The following is a 23,027-nucleotide window of genomic DNA, read 5'->3' as shown; positions in this document are numbered from 1 at the left end:
ATACTGTAAATCATTTCCCCGCCCGGGATTTTTCGTAAAGCGATATGGCCTTTGCCAGCGTCGAATATAACAGCTCCGGCTCTATCGGCTTGGCCAAATGATCGTTCATGCCCGCCGCTTCGGATTTCCGGCGGTCGTCGTCAAAGGCGTTCGCCGTCATCGCGATTATCGGCACGCTCTCCGCGTCCGCGCGCGGCAGCTTCCTTATCTTTTTCGTCGCCGTCAGGCCGTCCATCTCCGGCATGCAGATATCCATCAGCACGGCGTCAAAACAGCCCTCTTGCGAATTGACGAAGGTCTCCACGGCGGCCGCTCCGTTTGCGGCGGCGGTCACCAGCATCCCCTTTTTTTCCAATAATTTCCTCGCGATCTCGGTGTTCAGCGGATGGTCCTCCACGATCAGCACACGGCGTCCGTTCAGCGCTCCCGCGCAGTCGGCCCGCTCGCCCCCGGCCGCCGCCTCCGGTGCGTCCTTCGCGATATCCAGTTCCAGATGCAGCCGGATCTCCGTACCCTTCCCCTCCTCGCTCCAAATGTCGAGGCTGCCGCCCATTTTATCGACGATGCTCTTGGCGATCGCAAGCCCGAGCCCCGTGCCGCGGCTCCCGATGCCAGCGGCGGCGTTCTCCTGCATGAAGGGTTCAAAGAGACGCGTCTGGAACTCTTTGCTCATGCCGATGCCGTTATCCCTGATTATATAATCACAGCAGACACGTCCGCCGCGTATGTCAGCCCTGGGCATCCTGTACTCCACCCTTCCGCCCGCGGGGGTGAATTTTACGGCGTTCGAGAGAAGATTGAGGAAAATCTGGTTGATGCGCACCTTGTCCACCCATACCGCCGCGGCGGGCCAGTTGCCGTCAAATACGAACTCTACGCCCTTGCGCCGGCACAGAGGCTCTATCATCGCCTCTATCGCGCCCGCAAACTCTTTGTATTCATAACGCGACGGGTACAGCAGAAACTCGCCGCTTTCTATCTTCGCCATATCGAGGACGTCGTTGATGAGGGCAAGCATAAAGCGGCTGGATGAATTTATCTTGCCGATGTAGTCCTCCTCCGCCTCGCGGTCACCCAGCACGTCCTGCAGGAGCGCCGTCATGCCCATAATGGCGTTCATCGGGGTGCGCATCTCATGGCTCATGCGGGCGAGAAACTCTCCTTTGGCAAGGCTCGCCAGCTCCGCGCGCTTAAGCGCCGCCGCGATCTCATCCTTAGCCCTCTTCTCGGCGGCCACGGCGTCGGTTATATCCTGCCGCGTCATCAGCAAGATCTGATTCTGCCTGTCAATATAGGAATATTTTATCGATTTCCTGCACCTCGCGCCCGACGCGTCCCGCGTATCGAAGAGCACCTGATAGACATCCTGTCTCTCCAGCCGCGGCACGATATCAGCATATTCCATCTCGCGCAGCGCCCGTTCGCGGTCCTCGGGAACGATGAACCGTTCGGCATACAGGGCAATGTCACGCCGGTAATCATTCGCTACGCAGGCCGGAGGCTCTCCCTCCGAAGGCTCGGAGACAAAGAGCTCATACCGGTTATGCTTTCCGTCGAGGCGGATGACGGCGTCGTAATCCTGCGCAACGACCATTTTAAAGGTATCGGCGAGCTGCTTTCGGGTCGTGATATCCCTCTCGCAGAAGAAGGCGATGAGATCCCCGCTGTCAGGGTGTTTCCTCACAGTGATCTGCAGCTCCATCCAGAGAAGATTGCCCTCGCGATCGATAAATGGCTGTTCAAATGTAAGACGGTTGTTGCCGAGTTCAAATTCCCTGATGAGGTTGCCGTAATCGATCTTATCCAAAAACGCCGCCTTGGATTCCTCGCTGACGAAGAAGGGGCCCATATTCTCCACGATCTCGGCGGCGGACATGCCGCAATGGAATGGGATACTCCCGTCATGGATGTCGACGAGATCCTCAACGACGTCTTTAGTAATGTTTATGCGCATTATCGAGACATGGTCGCCGGAGACGTCTTTAAGGTTGTTAAGTTCCTCGTCATAACGGCGTGAGAGGAGCTGATACTCCTCCTCCGCGCGCAGTTGGGCCTCCTTGAGCTCGGTGATATCGTTGTAGACGCTCTGGTATATATCGTTGCCGGCAATATCCGTTATCCGTTCTATGATGCCGCTGATCCAGAAGATCCCTCCGTCACGGCGGATGAAACGCAGCTCGTAGGAACTGGCTTCTCCGTTCGCGATAACATTTTTGAGCATCTTTGTATATTCGTCCCTGTCGTCGGGATGAACGCGGGCGTAGGCCAGCCTGTCTTCATTCGCCTCGCTGACGCCGTATATCTCGCGCCCGCGGCGGTTTACATAATGGTACGGTTTGGCACCGCCAAGGTCGTTCACGGAATACTGAGAAATGCCGCAGGGCATCGTGTCATAGAGCCTCTGCAGATATTCCGCCTGCCGCTTGAGCTTATCCTCCGCCGCCTTCTGCGCGGAAATATCCGTGTAACATACATAGGCCGTCTGGCTGCCGTCCGGTTCGGGAATAAAGTTAGCGGAATGATACACCCACCGGTACTCCCCCGTCGCATTGCTGCGCAGCCGGTACGCGCATTCCATGCGGCGCGCCCCGCCGCGCGCCTCCGCCATCTTCTCCTTCAGCAGAGCCGCGTCGTCAGGGTGAATATTACGGAAGATGTCCGCGGAAATATTATCTTTCAGCCCCTCCCGCGTAACCCCGAGCATGTCGCCGATCGTCGAATTGGCGGCTGCCAGTTCGACGACGCCGCCGTTAAGCCTGTATACGCAGATCCCCGAAGGGATGGAATTTATGATGTTCTCCAGCGAAGACTTCTCCGTCTCAAGCCGCTGGTGCAGCCGCTTGGAATCTGTGATGTCCGAGACATATTCAACGGCGGCGCTGCGCCCGTTCCACTCTATGAGTTTTCCCTTCACGGAATACCAGCGGTCTTTAGACGCGAGGTACTGTTCCGCCTCAAGAAAATTATCCTTCGTCAGCTGCGGGACGTGACAGAAAGAGCAGGGAGAATCCCGGTGCATCATGAACTCGTAGCAGAGCCTGCCGGAAAAATCCCCCTCCGGGTTGCCGGAAAACTCGGCCGCGGCCCTGTTGGCGTAGAGCACCTCCCTCGTCTCAAGGTCGCTGACCTGGATGATCGTGTTGTTCTCGTTAAGGATGTCGCGGTAAAGCTCGGTCTCCCTGGATATATTGTGAAAAACCGCGTGCATCAGCGGAAAGCCGTCTGACTCCCCGATCTTTTTACCCTGCAGGTGCACCCAGATCAGGGCCCCGTTCGTATGCCTTTTCCTGAAAGTTATATCTATCGGCGTATCCTTCGCCAGCCCTTCGCGGATGGCGGATACGACGCGCTCCGTATCTGCGGCGTAGACCATTTCCGCCGCGTCCCGCTTTATCAGCTCATGATACTCTTCCACCGTATGGCCCGAAAGCGACGGGACGCCGTCGGAAAAATAAACCGTGTCGAAACGGTCTGAAACTTTGTAGATGGCGACTCCCCCCGGGATGGAGTTCAGGATATTCTCCATCTCTTTCTTGCCATGCCGGAGGCGCTCCTGCGCCTCGACCACCGCCGATACGTCGATACAGAGGCAGACCGCCGCCGGACGCCCGTCTCCGGCTGTGATCCTCTTGCCGTTTTCGGTGACCCAGATAAAACCGCCGTCCTTTTTCAGCATACGATAAGGGGCCAGCAAATATTCATCGGAAGATTCCATTTGCGCGAAGAGCGAACCCATCACCGCCGCCCGTTCATCCGGATGCACGCGGTTGGCGATCTTGCCGCCGGTTGCCGCCAGAAACTCTTCCCTGCGCTCGTACCCCAAATAATTTAACAACTGTTCGTTTATAAAATAGAACGGCATATCCGGCTCGTCAAGATAACCGCCAAGCATTCCTCCGTGCAGCGAGCTGTTCACAAAGTCATAAAGCGGCTTCGGCCCATCTTCGCCGGCATATCCCCAAGATGGGGCCGCGGCTTCCTTTTCAAAAGAGTCGATCATCGACATATGAAGACAACGTATCCGCGCCGTTCCATCTTCGGGGATACAGGCGATCGAAACGCGGCCGGCCGCGGAGCGCCCCTCTCCGGTCAGCGTCAGCTTCGCGCTGGCGCATCCCGCCCCCTCGGGAGTAGTCTCTTCGTCCTCTCCGCTGAAGGCCATTTCATACGGCGCGGGACGGGAGGCTATCTCTCTTTCCAGATATGCCCGGGCCTCGCATATATTGTGAATATCTTCGTTAGAGGATGTCCCGCACCAGTATACATCCTTACTGAGACAGGCCAGCGATCCCTCGGCATCCCTTCTGCAAAAATCATTCACGCAAAAACGTTCGAGCAATGCCAGCGGAGAGATAGTTTTTTGTCCGTCCATCGCTATAGGCTCCTTTTTCATAGTATGGCCAGCACATTGACAACAGAGAAAAACACCCGTCACGCAAACTATTTGCCGCTATTTTACGCGGGCGGCATTTCGTTAAGTATAGCAAAGACCCCATGGCAAAACAATGAATATCATAATGAAGCATATTTCACACCTTAAAAATGACCGCTGACGCTTGCCCGGCAAGGGAGAAAAACCTAAATTTTTCATTTATATTTAAGCATAAATTTTCAGTTGTGAAATGGGAGTCATAATTGTTATAAGGAATAAAAATTTTCCAGATACTCATTTACCTTTTTACTATCGACTAAAATTATGATATGGTGCAGATGTTAGAAATTTCACATCCATCCAAGAAAGGTCGTGCTGTCTTATGAGTGGGAACAAAGTTAGCTGGCTTAATGTGGTGAAGTTCGCAGGGGCGTTTATCGCGTTCCTCATAGGCGCCGGTTTCGCGACCGGGCAGGAAGTCTTCCAGTACTTCGCCGCCTACGGCTATGAAGGGTTTCTGGTCGGGCTCTTCGTGCTGGTATGCTTCGTCTATGTCGGCGGAGACTTCATCGTTTCGGGCTTCAACGAGCATTTTAAAAATACCAACGACATCTATCGCCACTACTGCGGCAAATATATCGGAGGCTTCTATGACTACTTCTCGATCGCCTTCATATTCATGTCGTATATCGTCATGCTCGGCGGCGCCGGCGCGACCGTCAACCAGTATTACCATATCTCACCGGTGCTGGGCGCCATCCTGATGATGGTCCTCTCCGTAGGCACAGTCGTCTTCGGCCTCGGCAAGATAGTCGACGTTATCGGCGCCATCGGTCCGTTGATCGTCATCATCGCCATCGGCGTCGGACTTGCCGCCATCGTGACGAACCCGGGCGGCATCGCCGAGGGCGCGCGGCTGATCACCTCGGGAGAGCTCGATATCACAAGGGTCGGCAGCAACTGGTTCATGGCCGGAACGTCATATGTCGGGTTCTGTATGCTCTGGCTCGCGGCCTTCCTCGCGGCGATGGGCACAAAGGCCAACAGTAAGAAAGAGGCCGTTCTTGGCACTACGATCGGCGCCATCGGCTTCGTCATCGGCGCGCTGATCCTCATGCTCGGCCTTCTCTCAAGCCTGCAGGATCTTTACACCTCCGACATTCCCTCGCTCATCATCGCCGAAAAGATATGGCCCCCTCTCGCCACTATCTTCTCCGTTATAATCCTTGCCGGCATCTACACGACGGCCGTTCCCCTTCTCTGGTCTGTTTCGGCAAGATTCGCCCAGGAGAAAACGACGAAATTCTACGGCCTCACCGCCGGACTCGCGGCAATCGCCTGCTTTGTAGCCCTCGAGCTGCCTTTCCGCCAGATCGTCAATATAATCTACGGCGTGAACGGCTACGTCGGGATACTCCTGATATTCTTCATGCTCGCCAAGAGCTTCGGCATCACGAAGAAGTTCACGAAATAAAAGCAACGGCTGATATATCAAAAAATACAAAGATGAGCGGCGGGCTTGGCTCGCCGCTCATCTTTTGTGTGAACGCACAAAGGAAAAGGAGTTTTTTAGTCGCTTGCATATTAAAAAACAAAGACTTTTGAGCCATTATCACTTATAATATTCGCCGTTAAGCAGGAATACTTAATAAAGATGGGTGAACAGCAGATATCCAAGCTAGACTACGATCAAATCCGAACCAACGGGCTAATTTTATAAACTAAGACAACGAAATATTTTACCTCGTAATAAGGATATAACTCCAAATTTTTTTGGCAGTCAAGTTGTGAAAAATGTAACTAATTTTGAAGGGACAGTGGTGCAGTGTGTGCGGAGAAAAGATCAGTTGGTCCAATGTAATCAAATTCGCGGGGGCGTTCGTCGCCTTTCTTATCGGCTCCGGTTTTGCGACCGGACAGGAGATACTTCAATACTTCACGGCCTACGGGATGAAGGGGCTTCTTGCTGGACTCTTCACGCTCATCTGCCTCGTGTATGTCGGCGGGGACTTTATCGCGACCGGTTTCCGCCAGCGTTTTTCAAACACGAACGACATTTACAGATACTACTGCGGCAGGTATATCGGCGGCTTCTATGACTACTTCGCCATCGCCTTCCTCTACATGTCATACATCGTAATGGTAGCCGGCGCCGGAGCGACTCTCGCGCAGTACTACGGGCTTCCCGTATATGCCGGCTGTGTCGGGATGGCCTTTGTTTCGGCCTTTACCGTCACCTTCGGCCTGGGTCGGATCGTCGACGTGATCGGTACGATAGGGCCGGCGATCGTATTGTTCGCGATCGGCATCGGCTTCGCCGCCATTCTCAAAAACCCGGATGGGATAGCTCAGGGAGCGCGTATGATCGAAGCGGCGGAGGTCGAAATGACAAAGGTCGGAACAAACTGGCTCACATCCGGCATGTCTTACGTCGGCTTCTCGATGCTTTGGCTCGCCGCCTTCCTCGCGGCAATGGGACAGAAGGCGAACTCGGCGAAAGAGGCCGTCATCGGCACGACGCTCGGCGCGGCCGGCTTCGTCGCCGGCATCGTCATCATGATGCTCGGACTGCTCGCCAACATAGACGCCGTGGCGATGACTGACATCCCCTCGCTCATTCTCGCGGAGAGGATATATCCTCCCATCGCCACGATCTTCTCCATTATCATCATGGGAGGCATTTACACCACCTCCGTGCCGCTCCTTTGGTCGGTCTCCGCCCGTTTCTCGGCGGAAAAAACACGAAAATCATATCTGCTCACCGCGGGGCTCGCCGTCTCCGGCTGCGCCGTCAGCCTGCTGCTCCCCTTCCAGCGCATAGTCAACATCATCTACGGCATAAACGGCTATGTTGGGATCTTGCTGATACTCTTTATGATCGTGAAGACGGCGCGAAATATGCGAAAGCCCGCCTAAGATCAATTTCCATAGCTACTGCGGGCGGCCGGCGGGGAAGATATCCCGCCGGCCGCCTTATCTCTAATACGTTGTATGCTCCGCCGCCTAGGGAGCTACTGATTAGATGCGCCAGGTTTTATATGACAAAGTGAATTAATCAGCGGTTCCCTAGAAACACTCGTAGAAGTTCCGCAACGTCCAATAGAAGATGTGCGGCTGTTCCAGGTACGAGGTCTGAGAGGAGTCCGGGATGACCGCCATCCTCGAACCGGGGATCAGCGAACGGTAGTATTCGCAGGTCGGCTGCCGCACCTGGTCGAACTCGCCGCAGATAAGCAGGACCGCGACCCTGATCTTGCAGAGGCTGCCGGTGATGTCGATATCCTTCAGGACACCCTCGCAGGTAAATTCACTCGGCCCCCACATATGCCGGTATACCCTCAAACCGGAGGCGGTCTTCGGCTTGAGCGGGGTCGCGGCGTGACCGGCCCTGGTGACGGTCGATAGGCGGTAACGGAAGTTGTCGTCGTACTTCTTGATGATCTCCTGATAATAGCGGCCGTCGAAGTGGTGCTCGCGCTCACACTGCTCCACCGCCTCAAGGCAGTCTTCGCCAAGTTCGGCGAGGCGCTGTTTCGCGTCGGCGATCCATATCTTCGTACTGACAAGGGGGCTGATCATCGTGATCGAGATGACGGGAGAGTTATGGGAACGTATGGCGTGTTCCGCGGCAAGATAGGCCCCCCAGGAACGTCCGATCAGGTGCAGCTTAGGGACTCCGATGGCGGCGATTATACTGTTCAGCGATTCGATATACCGCTCGGGGACCCAGAGCGATTCTTCGCCCGTATGCGAGTTTTCATCGCAGCCAAGCTGATTGTAGAGATACACGGTCCGGTCCTCGGCGATTCTCTCCGCCATCGGCCGGAAAGATTCGATGTTGCCGCCCGGCCCGCCATGGATGTAAAGGACGGGGATGTTGGAATTTTTCTCCGCGCCGTAGACGTTAAGGCATAGGTACCCTCCGGGAACATCAATGTATTCAGTTTTCATACTGACAGCCATTATCATCGCCTCCTTATCTCATTCAACTGCTTTACCTGAGATAATTATAGCACAATATTCTGACAATATTAATGCGGAAGTATGCTCAACTACGGCGATCAGAAAGGAACCGCTGTCGTTTTATCTGTACTTTTCAAGGACCCCGGAGCGTTTTACATATAAGATCAAGGGCACTCCGACAGCGTAGCAAATGGCCGCCTGGCTCGCGCCGATGTAGATGATCGACCAAGCGACCGGCGTCGAGGACAGTATGGCGATATAGGTTCCGACCACAACGGCATTGATGACGACCGGCGGCAGGGCGGCCAGCCAGACGTTAGGCATCTTTGAGGTGATCCAGGCGGCGGCCAGCGTCGCCGCGCTGCCAAGGACGATGTCGATTATGCCGAAACCGCCGAGCATGTTTGAGATCAGACAGCCGATAAAGAGCCCGGGCACCGCTTCCGGGAGGCAGAAGGGCAGCAGCGTCAGCGCCTCCGAAACTCTGAACTGCACCGGGCCGAAGGATATGGGAGCCAGCACAAAGGTAAGTCCGGTGTAAAGGGCGGCAATTAAAGCGGACAACGCGATTCCGTGAGGGGTAAAAAATCTTTTATTTTTCATGAGGTGTATTATACTACAAAAGACAGAGGGGGGACGGGCGGAATGGAGAGCGCGGTCAGGCAAATAAAGATAATCCGGGTCGGGCCGGACGGAACGGGAACCGCGGCGGATGACGAACTGATCTCCGAAAAGACGGTATCCCTCTATGTGGACGGCAGGTATGACCACGCGGCCGTCATCACCGGGGGCGGCGAAAAATTGTGGGCGGCGGGGAACCTGAAGTGCCGCGGGCTGATATCGTCGGCGGACGACATCGAAGATATCTCCGTGAACGGCAACATCATCGGCGTGAGGCTCAAAAGGCGGAGAGTACCGCTAAAACCCGCGCCGCTGTCCGTCGAGTGGCAAGTCGGTCCGGAGCTGGTGCGGCAAAAGATCGCCGAGCTCGCGCAGGCAAAACTCTACCTCCGCACAGGCTGCCTCCATGTGGCGCTGCTATCGTCAAACAGAGGGGAGACCCTTTTTTCGGCGGAGGACGTCGGCCGCCGCAACGCCGTGGACAAAGCCGCCGGCTGGCTGCTGTATGAAGGGGCTGACCCCGCCGCCTCCCTGCTTTTCATCTCCGGACGCATGCCGGGCGACATGGTCCTTAAGGCCGCAAACGCCGGCATTCCCTTCATCGCGAGCGTCTCCGCCCCGACGGCGGACGGCGTCGCCGCGGCGCGCGCGGCAAACATCACGATGATCGGATTCGCGCGCGGCGGGGGCTTTAACATTTACAGCGCGGACGGCCGGGTCGAATTGGCGGAAAAAGAGCTATAATAACAAAATGCGCGGCATACGCGGCATGAGAATACTGAACGGAGGAACTACATTGAACATAACGATCCTTGGCGCTGGCAGTTTCGGTACCGCCATGGCGGTACACCTGGCCTCCCTGGGCCATAATGTAAAGATGTGGACGATAGACGGCAAACAGGCCGAGACGATAAACGGCAGCCACAGAAACAATTTTTGTTTCTTTGACACGGCGTTGCCCGTAAATATTTCGGCGACCACCGGACTGCGTGAATCCCTTGACTTTTCGGACAGGTACATCATGGCGATACCGACGCAGTTCGAACGCGAGGTCTGCGGCAAGATCGCGGCGCTCGCCCCCGCGCCGGGGCACATGCTGAACCTGGCCAAAGGCATAGAAATATCGACGGGAAACCTGCTCCACAAGGTACACAGGGAGCTCTGCCCCCAGATGGTCTACTCGGCGCTGTCCGGACCGAGCCACGCCGAAGAGGTGCTCATTGACTGCCCGACGACGGTGGCCCTCGCCTCCGGAGATGAGGAAGAGGCAAAATCGTGGCAGAAACTGCTCAACGGCGGAAACTTCCGCGTATACACCAGCACGGACGTCATCGGCCTTGAGGTCGGCGGCGCGACAAAGAATATATATGCGATCGCGGCCGGCATCTCCAAGGCCCTCAAGCTCGGCGACAACGCACTCGCGGCGCTCGCCTCGCGCGGACTGGCCGAGATAATGCGCTTCGGCGCGAAGCTCGGCGCCTCTCCGCTCACGCTTTCCGGGCTCGCCGGCGTCGGCGACCTCATGGTCACCTGTTACAGCATGCATTCGCGCAACTTCCGCCTGGGACTCGCCGTCGGCAGCGGCATGAGCATGGAGGAGGCCGTCGCCGAGCTTGGACAGGTCGCCGAGGGCGCATACACGGTGCGCGCCGTCATCGAGAACAGTAAAAAATTCAACGTCGAGATGCCGCTCGCCGATGCCGTCTACCGCGTCCTTTATAAAAACGAGGACCCCAAAGCGCTGCTGAAAGAGCTGTTTGCGAGGCCGGTAAAGTCGGAGATGAGATAAGAGGGCGCGCGTAAAGCCCGCCCCCTTTTTGGGACAACTATTAACGCGTAACCGGACAGGCGCTGGCTCCGCCCCTCCCAGAGGGCTGCCGGCGGCACGCCGGTCGGGGACGCGGCGGTAAGCCGTAAACAGGCGGATGATACGGATCATCCGCCTGTTCGCCGTTTACGAAGCGGCCTCCGCCCGCCCGGCGCGAGATGGGTTCAGCGCCTTTGCCTTCCGTCTCGCGGCTGACGCTATCGCCGCCGTCGCCGCCTGCGATGCGGGCGTGGCCAGCCATACGCCGGTCAGGCCGAAAAAACGCGGCATGAGCAGCAGGAATGCCAGGAGAAAGAGCGGCTCGGCATAAACGAGGATATATGACAGCCGGCTCTCCTCCGTCGCGTAAAAACTCGCGGCGGTGATGCGCGTAAAGGCCAGGAAGGAGACGCCCGCGAGGAAAAGCGGCAGTACCCGGGCCACGCTGCGCCCCACCGCCTCCGAAGCCCCGAAGAGCTCCCCGACGCCGCCGCGCGCCAGATACAGGGCGCAGATGGAGAGCAGGCTCAGCGCCCCCGCCGTCATATAGGCCAGTAAACAGACGCGCCGCATGTCGGCCCGCCGCCCGCTGCCGTAATAGCGGCTGATAAGCGGCTGGCAGCCGTCGCCCACGCCCTGCAGCAGCAGATAGACGATAGTGACGATGTAGCCCACGCAGGCGTAGCATGCTACCGCGCCCTCTCCGCCGTAGAGAACGGAAAAGCGGTTCATGAGCATCATCCCTATCATCGGAGAGAAGGTGATCCCAAAGGGAGAGATCGCTATCTTCAATATCACGGAGAATAAGCGGAGGACCATCCGCACGGGCGGCCGCGAAGGCGGGTAACGCTTGACGGCGAAATAGAACGCCGCGCAAAGCGCCGTCGCCGCCTGCCCTATCACCGTGGCCACCGCCGCCCCCGCCATACCCCAGCCGAATACCATGATAAACAGCCAGTCGAGGATTATGTTGGCGATGAAACCCGCTGACATCGCGAACATCGCGTAAAGAGAACCGCCCATGTTCCTTATCAGCGGCACGAGCCCAGTCCCAAAGACCTGGAAGAGGGCTCCTGCGGCGATGAATATCAGATATTCCCTGCCGAGCGGGAGTGTCGCCCCCCGCGCGCCCAGCGTCTTCAACAGCGGCCCGGCGGAGACAAAAAACAGGACGGAGAGCAGCGCGCCGCAGAGCGCGAGCAGGATCAGCGTGGCGCTGAAATAATGCCGCGCCGTTTTCTCGTCGCCCTGCGCGGCGCAGATGGCAAAGCGTATCGCGCCCCCCATGCCGATGCCGGTCCCCGCCGCCTGTAAAAGCGCGGTGACGGGAAAGGCAAAGTTGATCGCCGCCAGCCCCGCGTCGCCGATGCTGTTGCCGACGAAAAAGCCGTCTACCACGGCGTAGACCCCCGAGAGGGCGAAAGCCGCGAGAGAGGGCAGCACGCAGGAGAAAAATTCTCTCGAATTCTTCATCAGAGCTCTGGCGACCCTTCGCGGAAATACTTTACAAACAGGGCCATGCCTTCGATGAGGCCGCGCCTCCCCTCTTCGCCCATCTTTTCCATTACGAACCGCTCCAGCCGCGAAAGTTCGGGAATGAGCGAGCCCGCCAGATCATCCCCCGCGGGCGTCAACCGTACCAGCTTATTCCTGCGGTCGGATTCGAGAGTGGAAAACTCGATCAGCCCGCGCCTTTCAAAATCCTTCAAGATCGAGTTGACCGTCTGCTTCGGAAAGAGCCATTTGTCGCAGATCATCTTCTGCGTACAGCCGCCGCGCTCATAATAGAGCGAATGGAGCACCAGCACGGCGCTGTCGCTGATCCCGCGCGCCTTTGACCATTCGTCGTATACGAGGGCCATGTCGCGCCATAATGAGTAAAAACGCCTCAGCTCCACATCGGGGATACTGCCGTACATCATTCACATCTCCCTTTTTAGTCCTGCTTCGGACCATTGGGCCAGTATAGTACGGATTCAGACTTTTTGCAAGAAATTTTGTGAGAGTTTTTACGCGAAAGGCACGCGGCCCGCGCGGCGGCCTTACCTCCGCCCCCGGCTAACGTCCGCCGCGCAGCGTCGCCCGGAAACACGGATAATATATAATGCAGCCGGGCTGCACAACGCGCGGCGCGCCTCCGCGTTTCTCCGCTTACGACGCCGCGGTTTTTCAGCGACGGCCAAAGAGAGCGGACTAAAACCGGCGCGGCCACCTTATCATGAGGCGGTCCGGAGCGCTAAAAACATCGCAGGGACCGCCTCCCGTCATCTGCTCTTTTCAGCGGCCCTGCATATCCTTTTCCACCTCTGTCAGGAAGGCCCCTATTCCCTCGTGTACGACGATGTCGGCGATCCCGTCGAGCGGCGTGGGGTCGCGGTTGACGATCGCGAGGCGGGCCCCCCTGCTCTTCGCCTGCCTGGGAAAGTAGTTCGCGGGCGAGACGACGAGCGAGGAACCGAGGACGATGAATGTCCTGCACCCGTCGCTGAGCTCGTCGGCCGCCTCAAGCGGCCGCTGCGGCAGCATCTCGCCGAAGAGGACGACGCTTGGCCGCAGGCGTCCTCCGCAGCGGGCGCAGGGTTTGCCGGCGAGGAAGTCCGCCGTCGAGCCCTCGCCGCCGCAGCTGTGGCAGCGCACCGGCTCCAGGCTACCGTGAAGCTCCCATACGTTGACGGAACCGGCTTTTTGGTGCAGGCGGTCGACGTTCTGGGTTATCACGCCGTCAACATAGCCCTCTTTTTCCCATTTGGCGATTATTTTGTGGCCGATATTAGGCTGGATCTCCTCCGGCACATAGAGGCGCGCCTTGTAAAACTCAAGGAATTCCTCATAATTATCCTCCAGCGCGCCGACCGAAGCCAGCCTGGTCGGATCGGCGTGAGCCCATATCCCGTCCCTGGAACGGAAATCCTGCAATCCGGACTCCGTGCTCAGCCCGGCCCCGCTGAATATGGTGACGCCGCCCTCCTTAACGAGCCGCGCCAGCCTTTTGGCATCTTCTTCAACGCTCATTTCGCAACCCCTCCATCTGCTCTTTTATTTCCGCAAAACGGGGAACGCTCTTCCCGTCGACGACCACGTTCTCAAAAAACATCCTTTTCGGGCGCACCCAGAGGCCGCTGTCGTTATAAAGCGGACGGTAAAGGACGAGTTCCTCCTCCGTCTCCGAATGGCGCGCCGTGCCAAGGTATTCATACTCGCCGCCCTTGTAATGGCGGAAGCGCCTTTTCTTCCCGCCCCCGGCCGCGGCGATCATCCCTCTCACGGCGGCTATGGGCTCGCCGCTTTCCGCGGCGATACGCCTAACGTCCTCGTATTCCGGCATCTCCTTGATCACTTCGCCGCCCAGCAGCCCCTTCTTCATCCGCACTTCGCCAAATTCGGTCGCGACCGTATCCGTCGCGCGCGCCAGCGTTACGCGGGAGCTTTTGCTCATGCGCACGCCCAGCGTAGTGGTATGGCGCAGCACCGCCTCGGCAAGCCGCTCCTCGTCGCCGGGGCGGGCCAGCAGCGACAGTTTGACCGCCGGACGGTTTTTTTTCATCTGTATATGCTCGAACCAGACGTCGAGCGCCCCCGCGCCAAGCAGGATATCCATCGCCGCGCCGAGATCCTCGCCGGTCATATCGTCAATGTTAGCGCTGATCTCGAACACTTCGCCGCCTATCTTACCGCCATCCATAACCGATCACCTCTTTAAATCCGCCTCTCCTTATTTTATAACAAAACTCCGTTTGCGGCCCATGGCGTCGAAGCGCGCGGATGTTTTCACCGTGCCGTTACCCCGCAAAAAGCTCGCCTACGCTCCCCATTTGGGAGGTCGTTTACCGGACTTTATGTATCCTATCCGGCCCCCGTACAGATTTATGCTGAAAAATTCATATATAAATTTTTAAAAAGAGGATTTTGTTATAAAATAACATGACGGTAAATATATAAATCCAAGGGGTGCAATCTATAATGAGAAAGTTTCTTGTATTATTAACGGCATTTGCGGCGGCGGTATTTTCCCTCTGCCCCGCCTCCTATGCGGATGTTACGCTTAAAGCCGAATCTCTCGTATTCGACGGGGCTAACGACGATCTCATGGGAGCCGGTACGGCGACGCCGGACGGAACGCCGGACGCGGTATTCACACTTACGATGACGGGCGCTCAGGCGATCAGGGAGATATCTCTCAAGAACGAAACGACCGGCGTCACGTGGAGCACTTCCAACATGAAGAACCTGCTTCTCGTAAAGAATTCCAAGGGCGAGCTCCTGAATAAAACGGGACGGATGACGATAACCCCCGTGATCCTCGCCGCTCAGTTCACGCTGATGATCAACGACGCGGCCGGAGCGATACCGAAGGATTCCACCTTCATCGCCAACGTGACGCTCATAGACAAGGCTGAAACCAGCGCCTCGACGACGGTAAAGGCGGTGGCGGCGAAGGCCGGGGACAAGAAGGGCGAGGATAAAAAGACGGACGACGCGAAGAAGGGACCGGCAAAGGACGAGATAGTCCTCTTTGAAAGCCGCGGCGTCTCGGAACAGGATTTCGCGGGGGAGAAGAAGTCGGTCGGCACGAACGGCAGGAACGACTACCGTTTCGACGCGCACTTCAAACTCTCAACGGGCATACAGGTGAAGGGCGTCAAAATCACCGCCGAGAACGGCTCGCAGAAAGCCGAGTGGGACACGGTGCCGGGCAGCAAAGCGCCTCTCGCCGTTGTCATCGACGAGTCAAACAACATCCTCAACAAGACGGACGGCAGCCTCTCCTTTGGCGGAGACGTCCGCTGCATGCTGTTCTTGGACGATAAGCAGGGCATCCTCGAAAAACCCAAGACGTCGGCCAAGATATTGGTGACGCTTTCAGACGGCAGGATGCTTGAGCTGAAAGCGACCGAGGGCAAAAAAGCCGTCGCCAAAGACACCGTATCGGTGGAGTACAACGGCGCCAGCAAATATGATTTTGTGGGGCAGAGCAAGAAGTTCGAGTCCAATATGACCCCCGACAGCTTCGTCAAAATAGCGATCAACGCCAAAGGCAGGATAACCGGCGTGCGCGTGACCAACCTTAAAAACGGACAATTGTGGGACACCATACAGGGCAATGACAAATCCTATCTCGCGGCGGTACTGACGCCGGATGGAAAGAGGCTGAACAAGGCGAACGGGTCCGTGGCGATCGACGTCGACGGCACCGAAGAATTACATATCGCCTTTGACGAGGAAAAAGACCAAAATACGGGGCCTTACCGCGTCACGATCGTCTTTGAGGACGGCCGTCTGATGGAGGGCGCCACAAAAGCTGCGGCGGGCAAAGACAAGAACGAGAGCGCCGTTACAAAGGCCGACCGCTCGGTGACATTCGTCTCAAAGAAGCCCGAGAGCGTCGCCGTGGACCTCGTCGGCAAGAATAAGAAGAAGGGCGCGAACGGAGCCAAGGATATGGCGCTGACGGTCAAGGCCGCCGGCAAGGGCGTCATCAAGGCGATGGTCCTCGCCGACAGCGGCGGCGCCGGCTGGGACACGCTGGCCGCCAACAACGGCAGGTGGCTCCTCGGCGTGCGGGAGGGCGGCAAGTTCCTCAACGCGGCCAACGGAACGGTCAAGCTCAACGTCAACGGCACAAAGACCTATCAGCTGCTGATGCAGAATAACGGCAAACTGAACGCCAAGAACGGCAAGCTGCTGCTCACGGTAACATGGGGCGACGGAGAGGTCACGGAGACGGAACTCAAGTGGTAACCGCCGTTTGATCCGAACCAGGCTGAATCCTATATAAGAACGAAGTCCGTGCGGGTCCATGCGCACGGACTTTTTATGCTGTAAATATTGGTAATTCCGGCCAAAACCGTAATGCCTTCCAAACGTTGAAGACGGCGCGGGCAAAAACCAGACCGGCCCGCGCCATCTTCGGTTTTTTTATATCCCCATCCGCTCTATTGAGCCAATCCGGCCTCGAAAGCCCTGATGTTCAGTTCAAGCAGCTTGGGGGGGACCGTCTCGGACAAGACGGCCTTCCAGTCCAGATCCTCAAGGCCCATCGCCTTCACAAGCGCGCCGAGCAGCACGACGTTCTGCGCCTTGATGTTGCCGAGCGATTCGGCGACCTTCCCGGCGTTGAAGCATTTCGTGTTCGGCACCTCCGCTTTGAGTTTGTCGGTGACGCCCTCCGGATACTCAGCCGCGCCGGTAAGCACGGGCAGCGAATATATCTCGAAATCGTTCACGACGAGAGTGCCGCCCTTTTTCAGGTAACGGAGCCAGCGCGCCGCCTCGACCTTTTCAAAGGCGACGAGCACGTCCGCCTCGCCCTCGGGCACGACGGGCGACGCCACCCTCGATCCATAGCGGACGTGCGTCGTGACGCTGCCGCCCCGCTGGCTCATGCCGTGTATCTCGGACATCTTGACGTCATATCCCTTGCGGACGAGTCCCTCGGAGAGTATCTTCGAGGCGAGGATCGTTCCCTGTCCGCCGACGCCGACGAGAAGGATGCTTTTGGTATCGTTGTTTTTCATGGCTATTCACCCTCCCTGGAGATAGCTTTTTTCGGGCATATCTGCATACAGACCGTGCAGCCGTTGCAGGAGGCGCGGTCGATGTAGACGCGGCCGCCGCGGAAGTTGAGCGCCGGGCAGCCCGCCTTGAGGCACAGTTTGCACTTGACGCACTTTTCCTCGTCCACGGCACACTTCATATTGGCGCGCTTTTTTATGACCTCTTTAATGAGCGCGCAGGGAGACGTGGTGATTATCACGAAGGGCTCGGAGGCGTCGTGTCCGGCTTTTATCGCCTCTTTCGTCGCCGTAAGGTCGTAAGGGTCGATGAGGCGGATGTTTTCCTCTTTGACACCGCAGGCCATGCAGAGCGCCTTGAGGTCGACCTGATGCGTCGGCTCGCCCATCAGCGTGCGGCCGGTGCCGGGGTTCTCCTGATGGCCGGTCATGGCGGTGATCCTGTTGTCGAGGATGTTGACGACGATCGGCGCCTTGTTGACGATGGCGTCGATAAGCCCCGTGATCCCCGAGTGGAAGAAGGTCGAGTCGCCGATGACGGCAAAGACCTTTTCATTCCTTCCCGCGCGCTCTACGGCCTTGCGGAAGCCGACGCCGGCGGAGACGCTGGCCCCCATGCAGATGACGGAATCCGTCACCGAGAGCGGCGGCACCATGCCGAGCGTGTAGCAGCCGATATCGCCGGTAACGACGATGTCCTTGTATTTGCCGACTTCGTAGAAGAAGCCGCGGTGCGTACAGCCGGCGCAGAGCACGGGAGGACGCGGCGGTATATTGGCGTCGATCGCGTAGCCTCCAGTTTCGGCCTCGCCGGGGAAGAAGGCGCGGCGGATCACCTCCGGCGTCAGCTCGTCGACCCAGGGGAGCTTTTCACGGCCCGTGCAGGCGACGCCGAGCGCCTTCACAAAATCTTCTATGTAGGGTTCGTTCTCCTCGATCACATAGAGCGTATCGACCGAGGCGGCGAAATCACGGATCTTTTTCTCCGGCAGCGGCCAGGTAAAGCCGAGCTTGAGATAGGAGGCCCCGTCGCCGAAGACCTCTTTCGCGTGGTTGTAGGAGATGCCGCTCGTGATGATGCCGGTCTTCCCCTCGCCGCGTTCGACGCGGTTCAGCGGCGTCGTCTCGGAGAATTCCTTCAGCGCGGCGATGCGTTTTTCCATAAGGTATTTGCGTTTTTTAGCGTGGGCCGGAGCCATCACATATTTCGCGCTGTTTTTTTCGTAGGGGCGTACAGCGACCTCGGCGCGTTCTCCCGGCTCAACGAGCGTCTTGCTGTGGCAGATACGCGTGCTGACGCGGAAGAGCACGGGAGTGTCGAAGTTTTCCGATATCGCAAAAGCCTCTTTTATAAAGTCGAGGCTCTCCTGGCTGTCGGAGGGCTCGATCATCGCGAGCTTCGCGTGCGAGGCGTAAAAGCGGTTATCCTGCTCGTTCTGCGAGCTGAAGAGCCCGGGGTCGTCCGCCGTGACGACGACAAGCCCGCCGCCCACTCCCGTGTAGGCGAGGGTGAAAAGCGGGTCCGCCGCCACGTTGAGCCCGACGTGCTTCATCGCCGCGAGAGCGCGCGCCCCCGCCATCGACGCTCCAGCCGCCACCTCAAGAGCGACCTTCTCATTCGTCGCCCACTCTGAATAGACATCCTTGTACCCGGAGAGGTTTTCCAGTATCTCCGTCGAAGGCGTGCCGGGGTAGGCGGCCGCCACGTGCAGTCCGGCCTCCCACGCGCCGCGGGCGATCGCCTCGTTGCCGGTCATGATCTTCTTCATCAAAAAGTTTCCCCCTTATTGAATAGCGCCGGCCTGCGCACCAGCCGCGGAACGGCGCCATTAACTCCTGCTGTTATAAAAAACCCGGCTCCGCCTGAGCGAAGCCGGGGCCGATATCTTAAAAGACCGTAAGCGATCAGTCTTTCTCGTGAGCCGAACGCTCGTCCTCAGCGTGAAGCATTATCCACTCCGCTCCGTCAAACTTCACCAACCCGCTTATTATATACATTACCGCCATGGCAAGAAAAGCCTTTTCTCTCAAAATAAAGAAGCAGAGGGCGATAAATGTCATGAGTCCGTAAAGTTTGGCGCGGCTGACATTCGATTTCTTGAGTTTCTTGGCGTTGCAGTACGGCACCGAGCTCACCATCAGCGCGCCGACGAAGCACATCGCCGACATCGCGACCAGCGGCGTTATCGGCAGGCGGGCGATGACGATAGAGGCCAGCGCGAGGCCGCCGGCAGGTATCGGAAGACCCTGGAACGGGCCGGCCGGCACGTGCGTGACGTTGAAGCGCGCGAGGCGCAGAACGCCGCAGAGCGCGAAAAAAGAGGCGGTCAGCGGTCCCCAGATGCCGCTCTCGACGCCGACGTAGGCGTTGTAGATGAGGAAAGCGGGGGCGACGCCGAAACTGATCGCGTCCGCGAGGCTGTCGAGCTCCTCGCCGAAAGCGCTGCTGCCGCCGAGGCTGCGCGCGACACGGCCGTCCATCACGTCGAAAAATACCGCGAAACAGATCAGAAGAGCAGCGGGGATAAAGCGTTCATGGGCGGTAAGTATCAGCGACGACACTCCGCAGAAGACGCTGCCGCTCGTTATCATATTCGGAATTATCGTTTTTATGGGGATATTCTTCACTCTTCTGTCTACTCTTCTCATTTTTTTAACACTCCTATTATACTGTGCCCCGCGAACACCTTGTCGCCGATCTTGACATTAGGCATAATTTCCGGGGGAAGGTATATGTCGACCTTCGACCCCATCTTTATCATACCATATCTGCCGCCGATTGGCACTATATCGTCCATGCGGACCCGCCGAACTATCCTTCTCGCGAGTATACCCGCAATCTGCACGAGCAGAAAGCGGCCGTGATCCGATTCCGCCCCTACGTATAAACGCTCATTTATCTCCGAGGCCTTCGGGGCGAAGGCGAACCATTTCTTGCCGGGGACGTATTTTATGTACTTTACCGTGCCGTCGGTCGGAAAACGGTTGACATGAACGCTGAAAGCATTCATGAATATGCCGATCTTTACCGCGCGCCCGACATATTCGTGTTCGGATTCCTCGATCTCGACGACCTTGCCGTCCGCCGGGCTGAGAAAGTCTCCGTCCGCGAGGGCGCGCTCGGGGGCGCGCTCGGGGTCGCGGAAGAACCAGACGACTATGCAGAGGGGAACGAAAAGGCAGGCGGATATCCAGGGAGAGATGAGCCCTCCCCCCGCCGTCATAAAGATGAGCGCCGCTATCGTCGGATAACCGTCGCGGGCAAGCTTCATCCGCTATTCCTCGTCGTCGTCTTTGCGGACGATGCTGATATCCGCCACAGTATCGCCCTCGTCGAGCGTTACGATCATGTATCCGGTGGCCGTGCGGGAGAGCGTCGATATCTCTTGAGCGCCGATGCGCACCATGCGCCCCTTGCTGCTGATCACGATGATCTCCTCGTCGTCCTGGACGCCCCAGGCGCCGACGAGGTCGCCGGTCTTTTCCGAAAGCTTCATCGCGCGCACGCCGTAACCGGCGCGATGATGCTGGGTGAATTCGTCATACGAGGTGCGTTTGCCTATCCCGCGCTCGCTGATAAAAAGCACATGGCGGCCGTCGCTTACGACGTCGCAGCCGACCACGCTGTCACCGTCGTCAAGGCGGATGCCGCGCACGCCCTGCGCCTGACGGCCGAGCGGACGGAACTCCTCTTCGTTGACGCGCAGCGTCTGCCCCAGCGCCGTGGTGAGCAGCAGGTCGTCCGTGCCGCTCGTGAAGCGTACACGCGAAATGTCGTCGCCCTCGGAGATGCCAAGCACGCGGCGGCCGGCCCTGGTCAGGCCGTCAAGCTCCTCTACGGGCAGTCTCTTCGCCGTTCCCTGCTTCGTGACGAAGAAGATGAATTTCGTCCCGCCGAGCAGGCTGTCCTTTATCGCGACGACCTTCTCCTCTTTTTCAAGGGTGATTATCGTTCCCACAAGCTTTCCCTTGCCCGTCTTAGGCTCCGGCAGCGAGAAGCCGCGCACGCCGAAGACGCGCCCCTTGTTCGTGAAGAGGTAGAGCGTCCTGTGCGTCGTGGTGGTGGCGATTATCGCTATTTCGTCCTCGGCCTTCGTCGCGACCCCCTTGACGCCCTTGCCGCCGCGCTGCTGCACCCGGTAGTCCTGCAGCGGCATACGGCGGATGTATCCGTCGCGGGAGAGGGCGACGACGATATCCTCTTCGGGGATCAGGTCTTCGTCCGCGACCTCGCCGACCGCGTTTTCAATGTCGGTGCGGCGCTTGTCGCTGTAGTTCCTTCTTATCTCCATCAGTTCGTCTTTGACGACGGAGTCAAGGATCAGCTGGCTTGAGAGGATGCTGTCGTAACGCTCTATGTCCATCAGCAGCTGGGCCAGCTCCGTATCGAGCTTCTCGCGCTCCAGCCCGGTCAGGCGCTGGAGGCGCATGTCAAGTATCGCCTGCGCCTGGATCTCGGTGAAGCCAAGCTCCTCGATGAGGTTGTTCCTCGCCGTCGCCGCGGTGTCCGAACTTCTGATAATGTGGATGACCTGGTCGATGACGTCCAGGGCGCGGAGCAGGCCTTCGACGATGTGGCGGCGGTCCTCCGCCTTGCGGAGGCGGAACTCGGTGCGCCGGCGCACTACCTCGCGGCGGTGATCGAGGAATATCTGCACCAGCTCTTTGAGCGGCAGCTCCCTCGTCTCTCCGTTGACAATGGCGAGGTTTATCACCCCGAAGGTGCTCTGCAGCTGTGTGCGCGTGTAGAGCTGGCGCAGCACGAGGTTCGGATCGGCGTCGCGCTGGAGCTCCACGACGATGCGCATACCGTTGCGGTCAGACTCGTCCCTGAGGTCGGAGATGCCGTCGATAAGGCCGCTCTGCACACCCTTCGCGATCGTCTCTATGAAATTGGTCTTGTTGACCATGTATGGTATCTCGGTAATGATGATCGAACGTTTTCCCTTGCGGCCATCCTCGATGTCTACGCGCCCGCGGACGACGAGCTTTCCGCGTCCCGTGCGGTAGGCGTCGATTATCCCCTCGCGTCCGAGAATTATGCCGCCAGTCGGAAAATCCGGCCCTGGCATAAGCCCCATAAGCTCGCCAAGCTCGACCTCGGGATTGTCGAGGATCGCGCAGCAGACATCCACCGCCTCGCCGAGGTTGTGCGGCGGCATATTGGTCGCCATGCCGACGGCGATGCCGGTGCTGCCGTTTACCAGCAGATTTGGAACGCGCGAGGGCAGGACGAGAGGCTCTTCGAGCGATTCGTCAAAGTTCGGCCCCCAGTCGACCGTCTCCTCATTGATGTCGGTCAGCATCTCCTCGCCGAGGGCGTGGAGGCGCGCCTCCGTGTAACGCATCGCCGCGGGGGGATCGCCGTCTATCGAGCCAAAGTTTCCCTGACCTTCGACGAGCTGGTAACGCATGCTGAAATCCTGCGAGAGGCGGGCCATCGTATCGTATATCGCCGCGTCGCCGTGCGGGTGGTACTTACCCATCGTTTCGCCGACGATACGCGCCGATTTCTTGAAGGCCTGGTTATGACGCACGCCAAGCTCCATCATCGCGAAAAGTATCCTTCTCTGCACGGGTTTCAGTCCGTCGCGCGCGTCGGGAAGGGCGCGCCCCACGATGACGCTCATCGCGTAATTAAGATAACTTTGCTTTATCTCTTCTTCCAGCGGCAGAGGTATAACCTTATTGATTTCAAATAGGTTGCTCTGCTTTGAGTTGTGATCCATATATATACCTCCGAGGCGCTCTG

The 23,027-nt window shown here is 58.0% G+C and carries 17 protein-coding genes; 5 read left to right on the top strand and 12 right to left on the bottom strand.

Annotation, left to right across the window (positions count from 1 at the left end; translation table 11 throughout):
• Nucleotides 1–10: 10 nt before the first annotated feature.
• Entirely contained in the window at nt 11–4,372 is a 4,362-nt protein-coding gene (locus CLOEV_RS15845; RefSeq protein ID WP_051484902.1) for a PAS domain S-box protein, read from the bottom strand.
• Between the two features lie 382 nt (nt 4,373–4,754).
• On the opposite strand from CLOEV_RS15845, the gene CLOEV_RS05155 reads away from it, so the two are divergent.
• Both CLOEV_RS05155 and CLOEV_RS05150 read left to right on the top strand, forming a co-directional pair.
• Complete coding sequence (locus CLOEV_RS05155) at nt 4,755–5,846, top strand: YkvI family membrane protein (protein ID WP_008711074.1); 1,092 nt, start codon at nt 4,755–4,757, stop codon at nt 5,844–5,846.
• A gap of 353 nt (nt 5,847–6,199) precedes the next feature.
• Complete coding sequence (locus CLOEV_RS05150) at nt 6,200–7,288, top strand: YkvI family membrane protein (RefSeq protein ID WP_034442337.1); 1,089 nt, start codon at nt 6,200–6,202, stop codon at nt 7,286–7,288.
• A gap of 150 nt (nt 7,289–7,438) precedes the next feature.
• Here the strand turns inward: CLOEV_RS05150 and CLOEV_RS05145 are convergent, their stop codons facing one another.
• Nucleotides 7,439–8,335: a proline iminopeptidase-family hydrolase gene (locus CLOEV_RS05145; protein ID WP_034442333.1), complete on the bottom strand. Its 897-nt coding sequence runs from the start codon at nt 8,333–8,335 to the stop codon at nt 7,439–7,441.
• Nucleotides 8,336–8,455: 120 nt separating this feature from the next.
• On the bottom strand, nt 8,456–8,857 hold the full coding sequence (locus CLOEV_RS05140) for a QueT transporter family protein (RefSeq protein ID WP_245591110.1): 402 nt from the start codon (nt 8,855–8,857) through the stop codon (nt 8,456–8,458).
• 123 nt (nt 8,858–8,980) lie between these two features.
• Between CLOEV_RS05140 and CLOEV_RS15840 the strand changes: the two genes are divergently transcribed.
• Both CLOEV_RS15840 and CLOEV_RS05130 read left to right on the top strand, forming a co-directional pair.
• Complete coding sequence (locus CLOEV_RS15840) at nt 8,981–9,700, top strand: formate dehydrogenase accessory sulfurtransferase FdhD (RefSeq protein ID WP_051484901.1); 720 nt, start codon at nt 8,981–8,983, stop codon at nt 9,698–9,700.
• Nucleotides 9,701–9,752: 52 nt separating this feature from the next.
• Nucleotides 9,753–10,745 (top strand): NAD(P)H-dependent glycerol-3-phosphate dehydrogenase, encoded by a 993-nt coding sequence (locus CLOEV_RS05130; RefSeq protein WP_323398513.1) that lies wholly within the window; start codon nt 9,753–9,755, stop codon nt 10,743–10,745.
• A gap of 165 nt (nt 10,746–10,910) precedes the next feature.
• On the opposite strand, the gene CLOEV_RS05125 is transcribed toward CLOEV_RS05130, so the two are convergent.
• The 4 genes from CLOEV_RS05125 to larC2 all read right to left on the bottom strand — a co-directional run bounded on the left by CLOEV_RS05125 (nt 10,911) and on the right by larC2 (nt 14,445).
• Nucleotides 10,911–12,236 carry an MATE family efflux transporter gene (locus CLOEV_RS05125; protein WP_034442326.1) on the bottom strand — a complete coding sequence of 442 codons (1,326 nt, stop codon included), beginning with the start codon at nt 12,234–12,236 and terminating at the stop codon, nt 10,911–10,913.
• Nucleotides 12,236–12,685 carry a MarR family winged helix-turn-helix transcriptional regulator gene (locus tag CLOEV_RS05120; RefSeq protein WP_034442323.1) on the bottom strand — a complete coding sequence of 150 codons (450 nt, stop codon included), beginning with the start codon at nt 12,683–12,685 and terminating at the stop codon, nt 12,236–12,238. The genes CLOEV_RS05125 and CLOEV_RS05120 overlap by 1 nt, the downstream gene beginning before the upstream one ends.
• 355 nt (nt 12,686–13,040) lie before the next feature.
• Nucleotides 13,041–13,775: an SIR2 family NAD-dependent protein deacylase gene (locus tag CLOEV_RS05115; RefSeq protein WP_008711062.1), complete on the bottom strand. Its 735-nt coding sequence runs from the start codon at nt 13,773–13,775 to the stop codon at nt 13,041–13,043.
• A complete protein-coding gene (gene larC2 / locus CLOEV_RS15835; protein WP_008711060.1) occupies nt 13,765–14,445 on the bottom strand; it encodes a nickel pincer cofactor biosynthesis protein LarC2 in 681 nt (226 codons plus the stop codon). Before larC2 ends, CLOEV_RS05115 begins: the two co-directional genes overlap by 11 nt.
• A 278-nt stretch (nt 14,446–14,723) precedes the next feature.
• Here larC2 and CLOEV_RS05105 point away from each other — a divergent pair, with 278 nt between their 5' ends.
• Entirely contained in the window at nt 14,724–16,502 is a 1,779-nt protein-coding gene (locus CLOEV_RS05105; RefSeq protein ID WP_034442319.1) for a hypothetical protein, read from the top strand.
• Nucleotides 16,503–16,696: 194 nt separating this feature from the next.
• Here the strand turns inward: CLOEV_RS05105 and CLOEV_RS05100 are convergent, their stop codons facing one another.
• The 5 genes from CLOEV_RS05100 to gyrA form a co-directional block, all read right to left on the bottom strand.
• Nucleotides 16,697–17,278 carry an indolepyruvate oxidoreductase subunit beta gene (locus CLOEV_RS05100; protein ID WP_008711055.1) on the bottom strand — a complete coding sequence of 194 codons (582 nt, stop codon included), beginning with the start codon at nt 17,276–17,278 and terminating at the stop codon, nt 16,697–16,699.
• Between the two features lie 2 nt (nt 17,279–17,280).
• Complete coding sequence (gene iorA / locus CLOEV_RS05095) at nt 17,281–19,044, bottom strand: indolepyruvate ferredoxin oxidoreductase subunit alpha (RefSeq protein ID WP_034442316.1); 1,764 nt, start codon at nt 19,042–19,044, stop codon at nt 17,281–17,283.
• Nucleotides 19,045–19,180: 136 nt separating this feature from the next.
• Complete coding sequence (gene pssA, locus CLOEV_RS05090; protein ID WP_008711052.1) at nt 19,181–19,924, bottom strand: CDP-diacylglycerol--serine O-phosphatidyltransferase; 744 nt, start codon at nt 19,922–19,924, stop codon at nt 19,181–19,183.
• Nucleotides 19,921–20,547 (bottom strand): phosphatidylserine decarboxylase, encoded by a 627-nt coding sequence (locus tag CLOEV_RS05085; protein WP_034442313.1) that lies wholly within the window; start codon nt 20,545–20,547, stop codon nt 19,921–19,923. Before CLOEV_RS05085 ends, pssA begins: the two co-directional genes overlap by 4 nt.
• A gap of 3 nt (nt 20,548–20,550) precedes the next feature.
• Nucleotides 20,551–23,004, bottom strand: coding sequence for a DNA gyrase subunit A (gene gyrA / locus CLOEV_RS05080; RefSeq protein ID WP_008711048.1), 2,454 nt, complete (start codon nt 23,002–23,004; stop codon nt 20,551–20,553).
• Nucleotides 23,005–23,027 lie beyond the last annotated feature (23 nt).

The sequence above is a fragment of the Cloacibacillus evryensis DSM 19522 genome, assembly GCF_000585335.1.
Taxonomy (GTDB): Bacteria; Synergistota; Synergistia; order Synergistales; family Synergistaceae; genus Cloacibacillus; species Cloacibacillus evryensis.
Note: the sequence above shows the minus strand (reverse complement) of the source record. Positions and strands in the feature narration are given on the sequence as shown.

Coding starts and splice junctions, on each gene's coding strand:
- CLOEV_RS05100 (WP_008711055.1), bottom strand. CDS start 17,278: ATGAAAAACAACGATACCAAAAGCATCCTTCTCGTCGGCGTCGGCGGA.
- iorA (WP_034442316.1), bottom strand. CDS start 19,044: ATGAAGAAGATCATGACCGGCAACGAGGCGATCGCCCGCGGCGCGTGG.
- CLOEV_RS05125 (WP_034442326.1), bottom strand. CDS start 12,236: ATGAAGAATTCGAGAGAATTTTTCTCCTGCGTGCTGCCCTCTCTCGCG.
- pssA (WP_008711052.1), bottom strand. CDS start 19,924: ATGAGAAGAGTAGACAGAAGAGTGAAGAATATCCCCATAAAAACGATA.
- CLOEV_RS15840 (WP_051484901.1), top strand. CDS start 8,981: ATGGAGAGCGCGGTCAGGCAAATAAAGATAATCCGGGTCGGGCCGGAC.
- gyrA (WP_008711048.1), bottom strand. CDS start 23,004: ATGGATCACAACTCAAAGCAGAGCAACCTATTTGAAATCAATAAGGTT.
- CLOEV_RS05155 (WP_008711074.1), top strand. CDS start 4,755: ATGAGTGGGAACAAAGTTAGCTGGCTTAATGTGGTGAAGTTCGCAGGG.
- CLOEV_RS05120 (WP_034442323.1), bottom strand. CDS start 12,685: ATGATGTACGGCAGTATCCCCGATGTGGAGCTGAGGCGTTTTTACTCA.
- larC2 (WP_008711060.1), bottom strand. CDS start 14,445: ATGGATGGCGGTAAGATAGGCGGCGAAGTGTTCGAGATCAGCGCTAAC.
- CLOEV_RS05085 (WP_034442313.1), bottom strand. CDS start 20,547: ATGAAGCTTGCCCGCGACGGTTATCCGACGATAGCGGCGCTCATCTTT.
- CLOEV_RS05115 (WP_008711062.1), bottom strand. CDS start 13,775: ATGAGCGTTGAAGAAGATGCCAAAAGGCTGGCGCGGCTCGTTAAGGAG.
- CLOEV_RS05145 (WP_034442333.1), bottom strand. CDS start 8,335: ATGGCTGTCAGTATGAAAACTGAATACATTGATGTTCCCGGAGGGTAC.
- CLOEV_RS15845 (WP_051484902.1), bottom strand. CDS start 4,372: ATGGACGGACAAAAAACTATCTCTCCGCTGGCATTGCTCGAACGTTTT.
- CLOEV_RS05105 (WP_034442319.1), top strand. CDS start 14,724: ATGAGAAAGTTTCTTGTATTATTAACGGCATTTGCGGCGGCGGTATTT.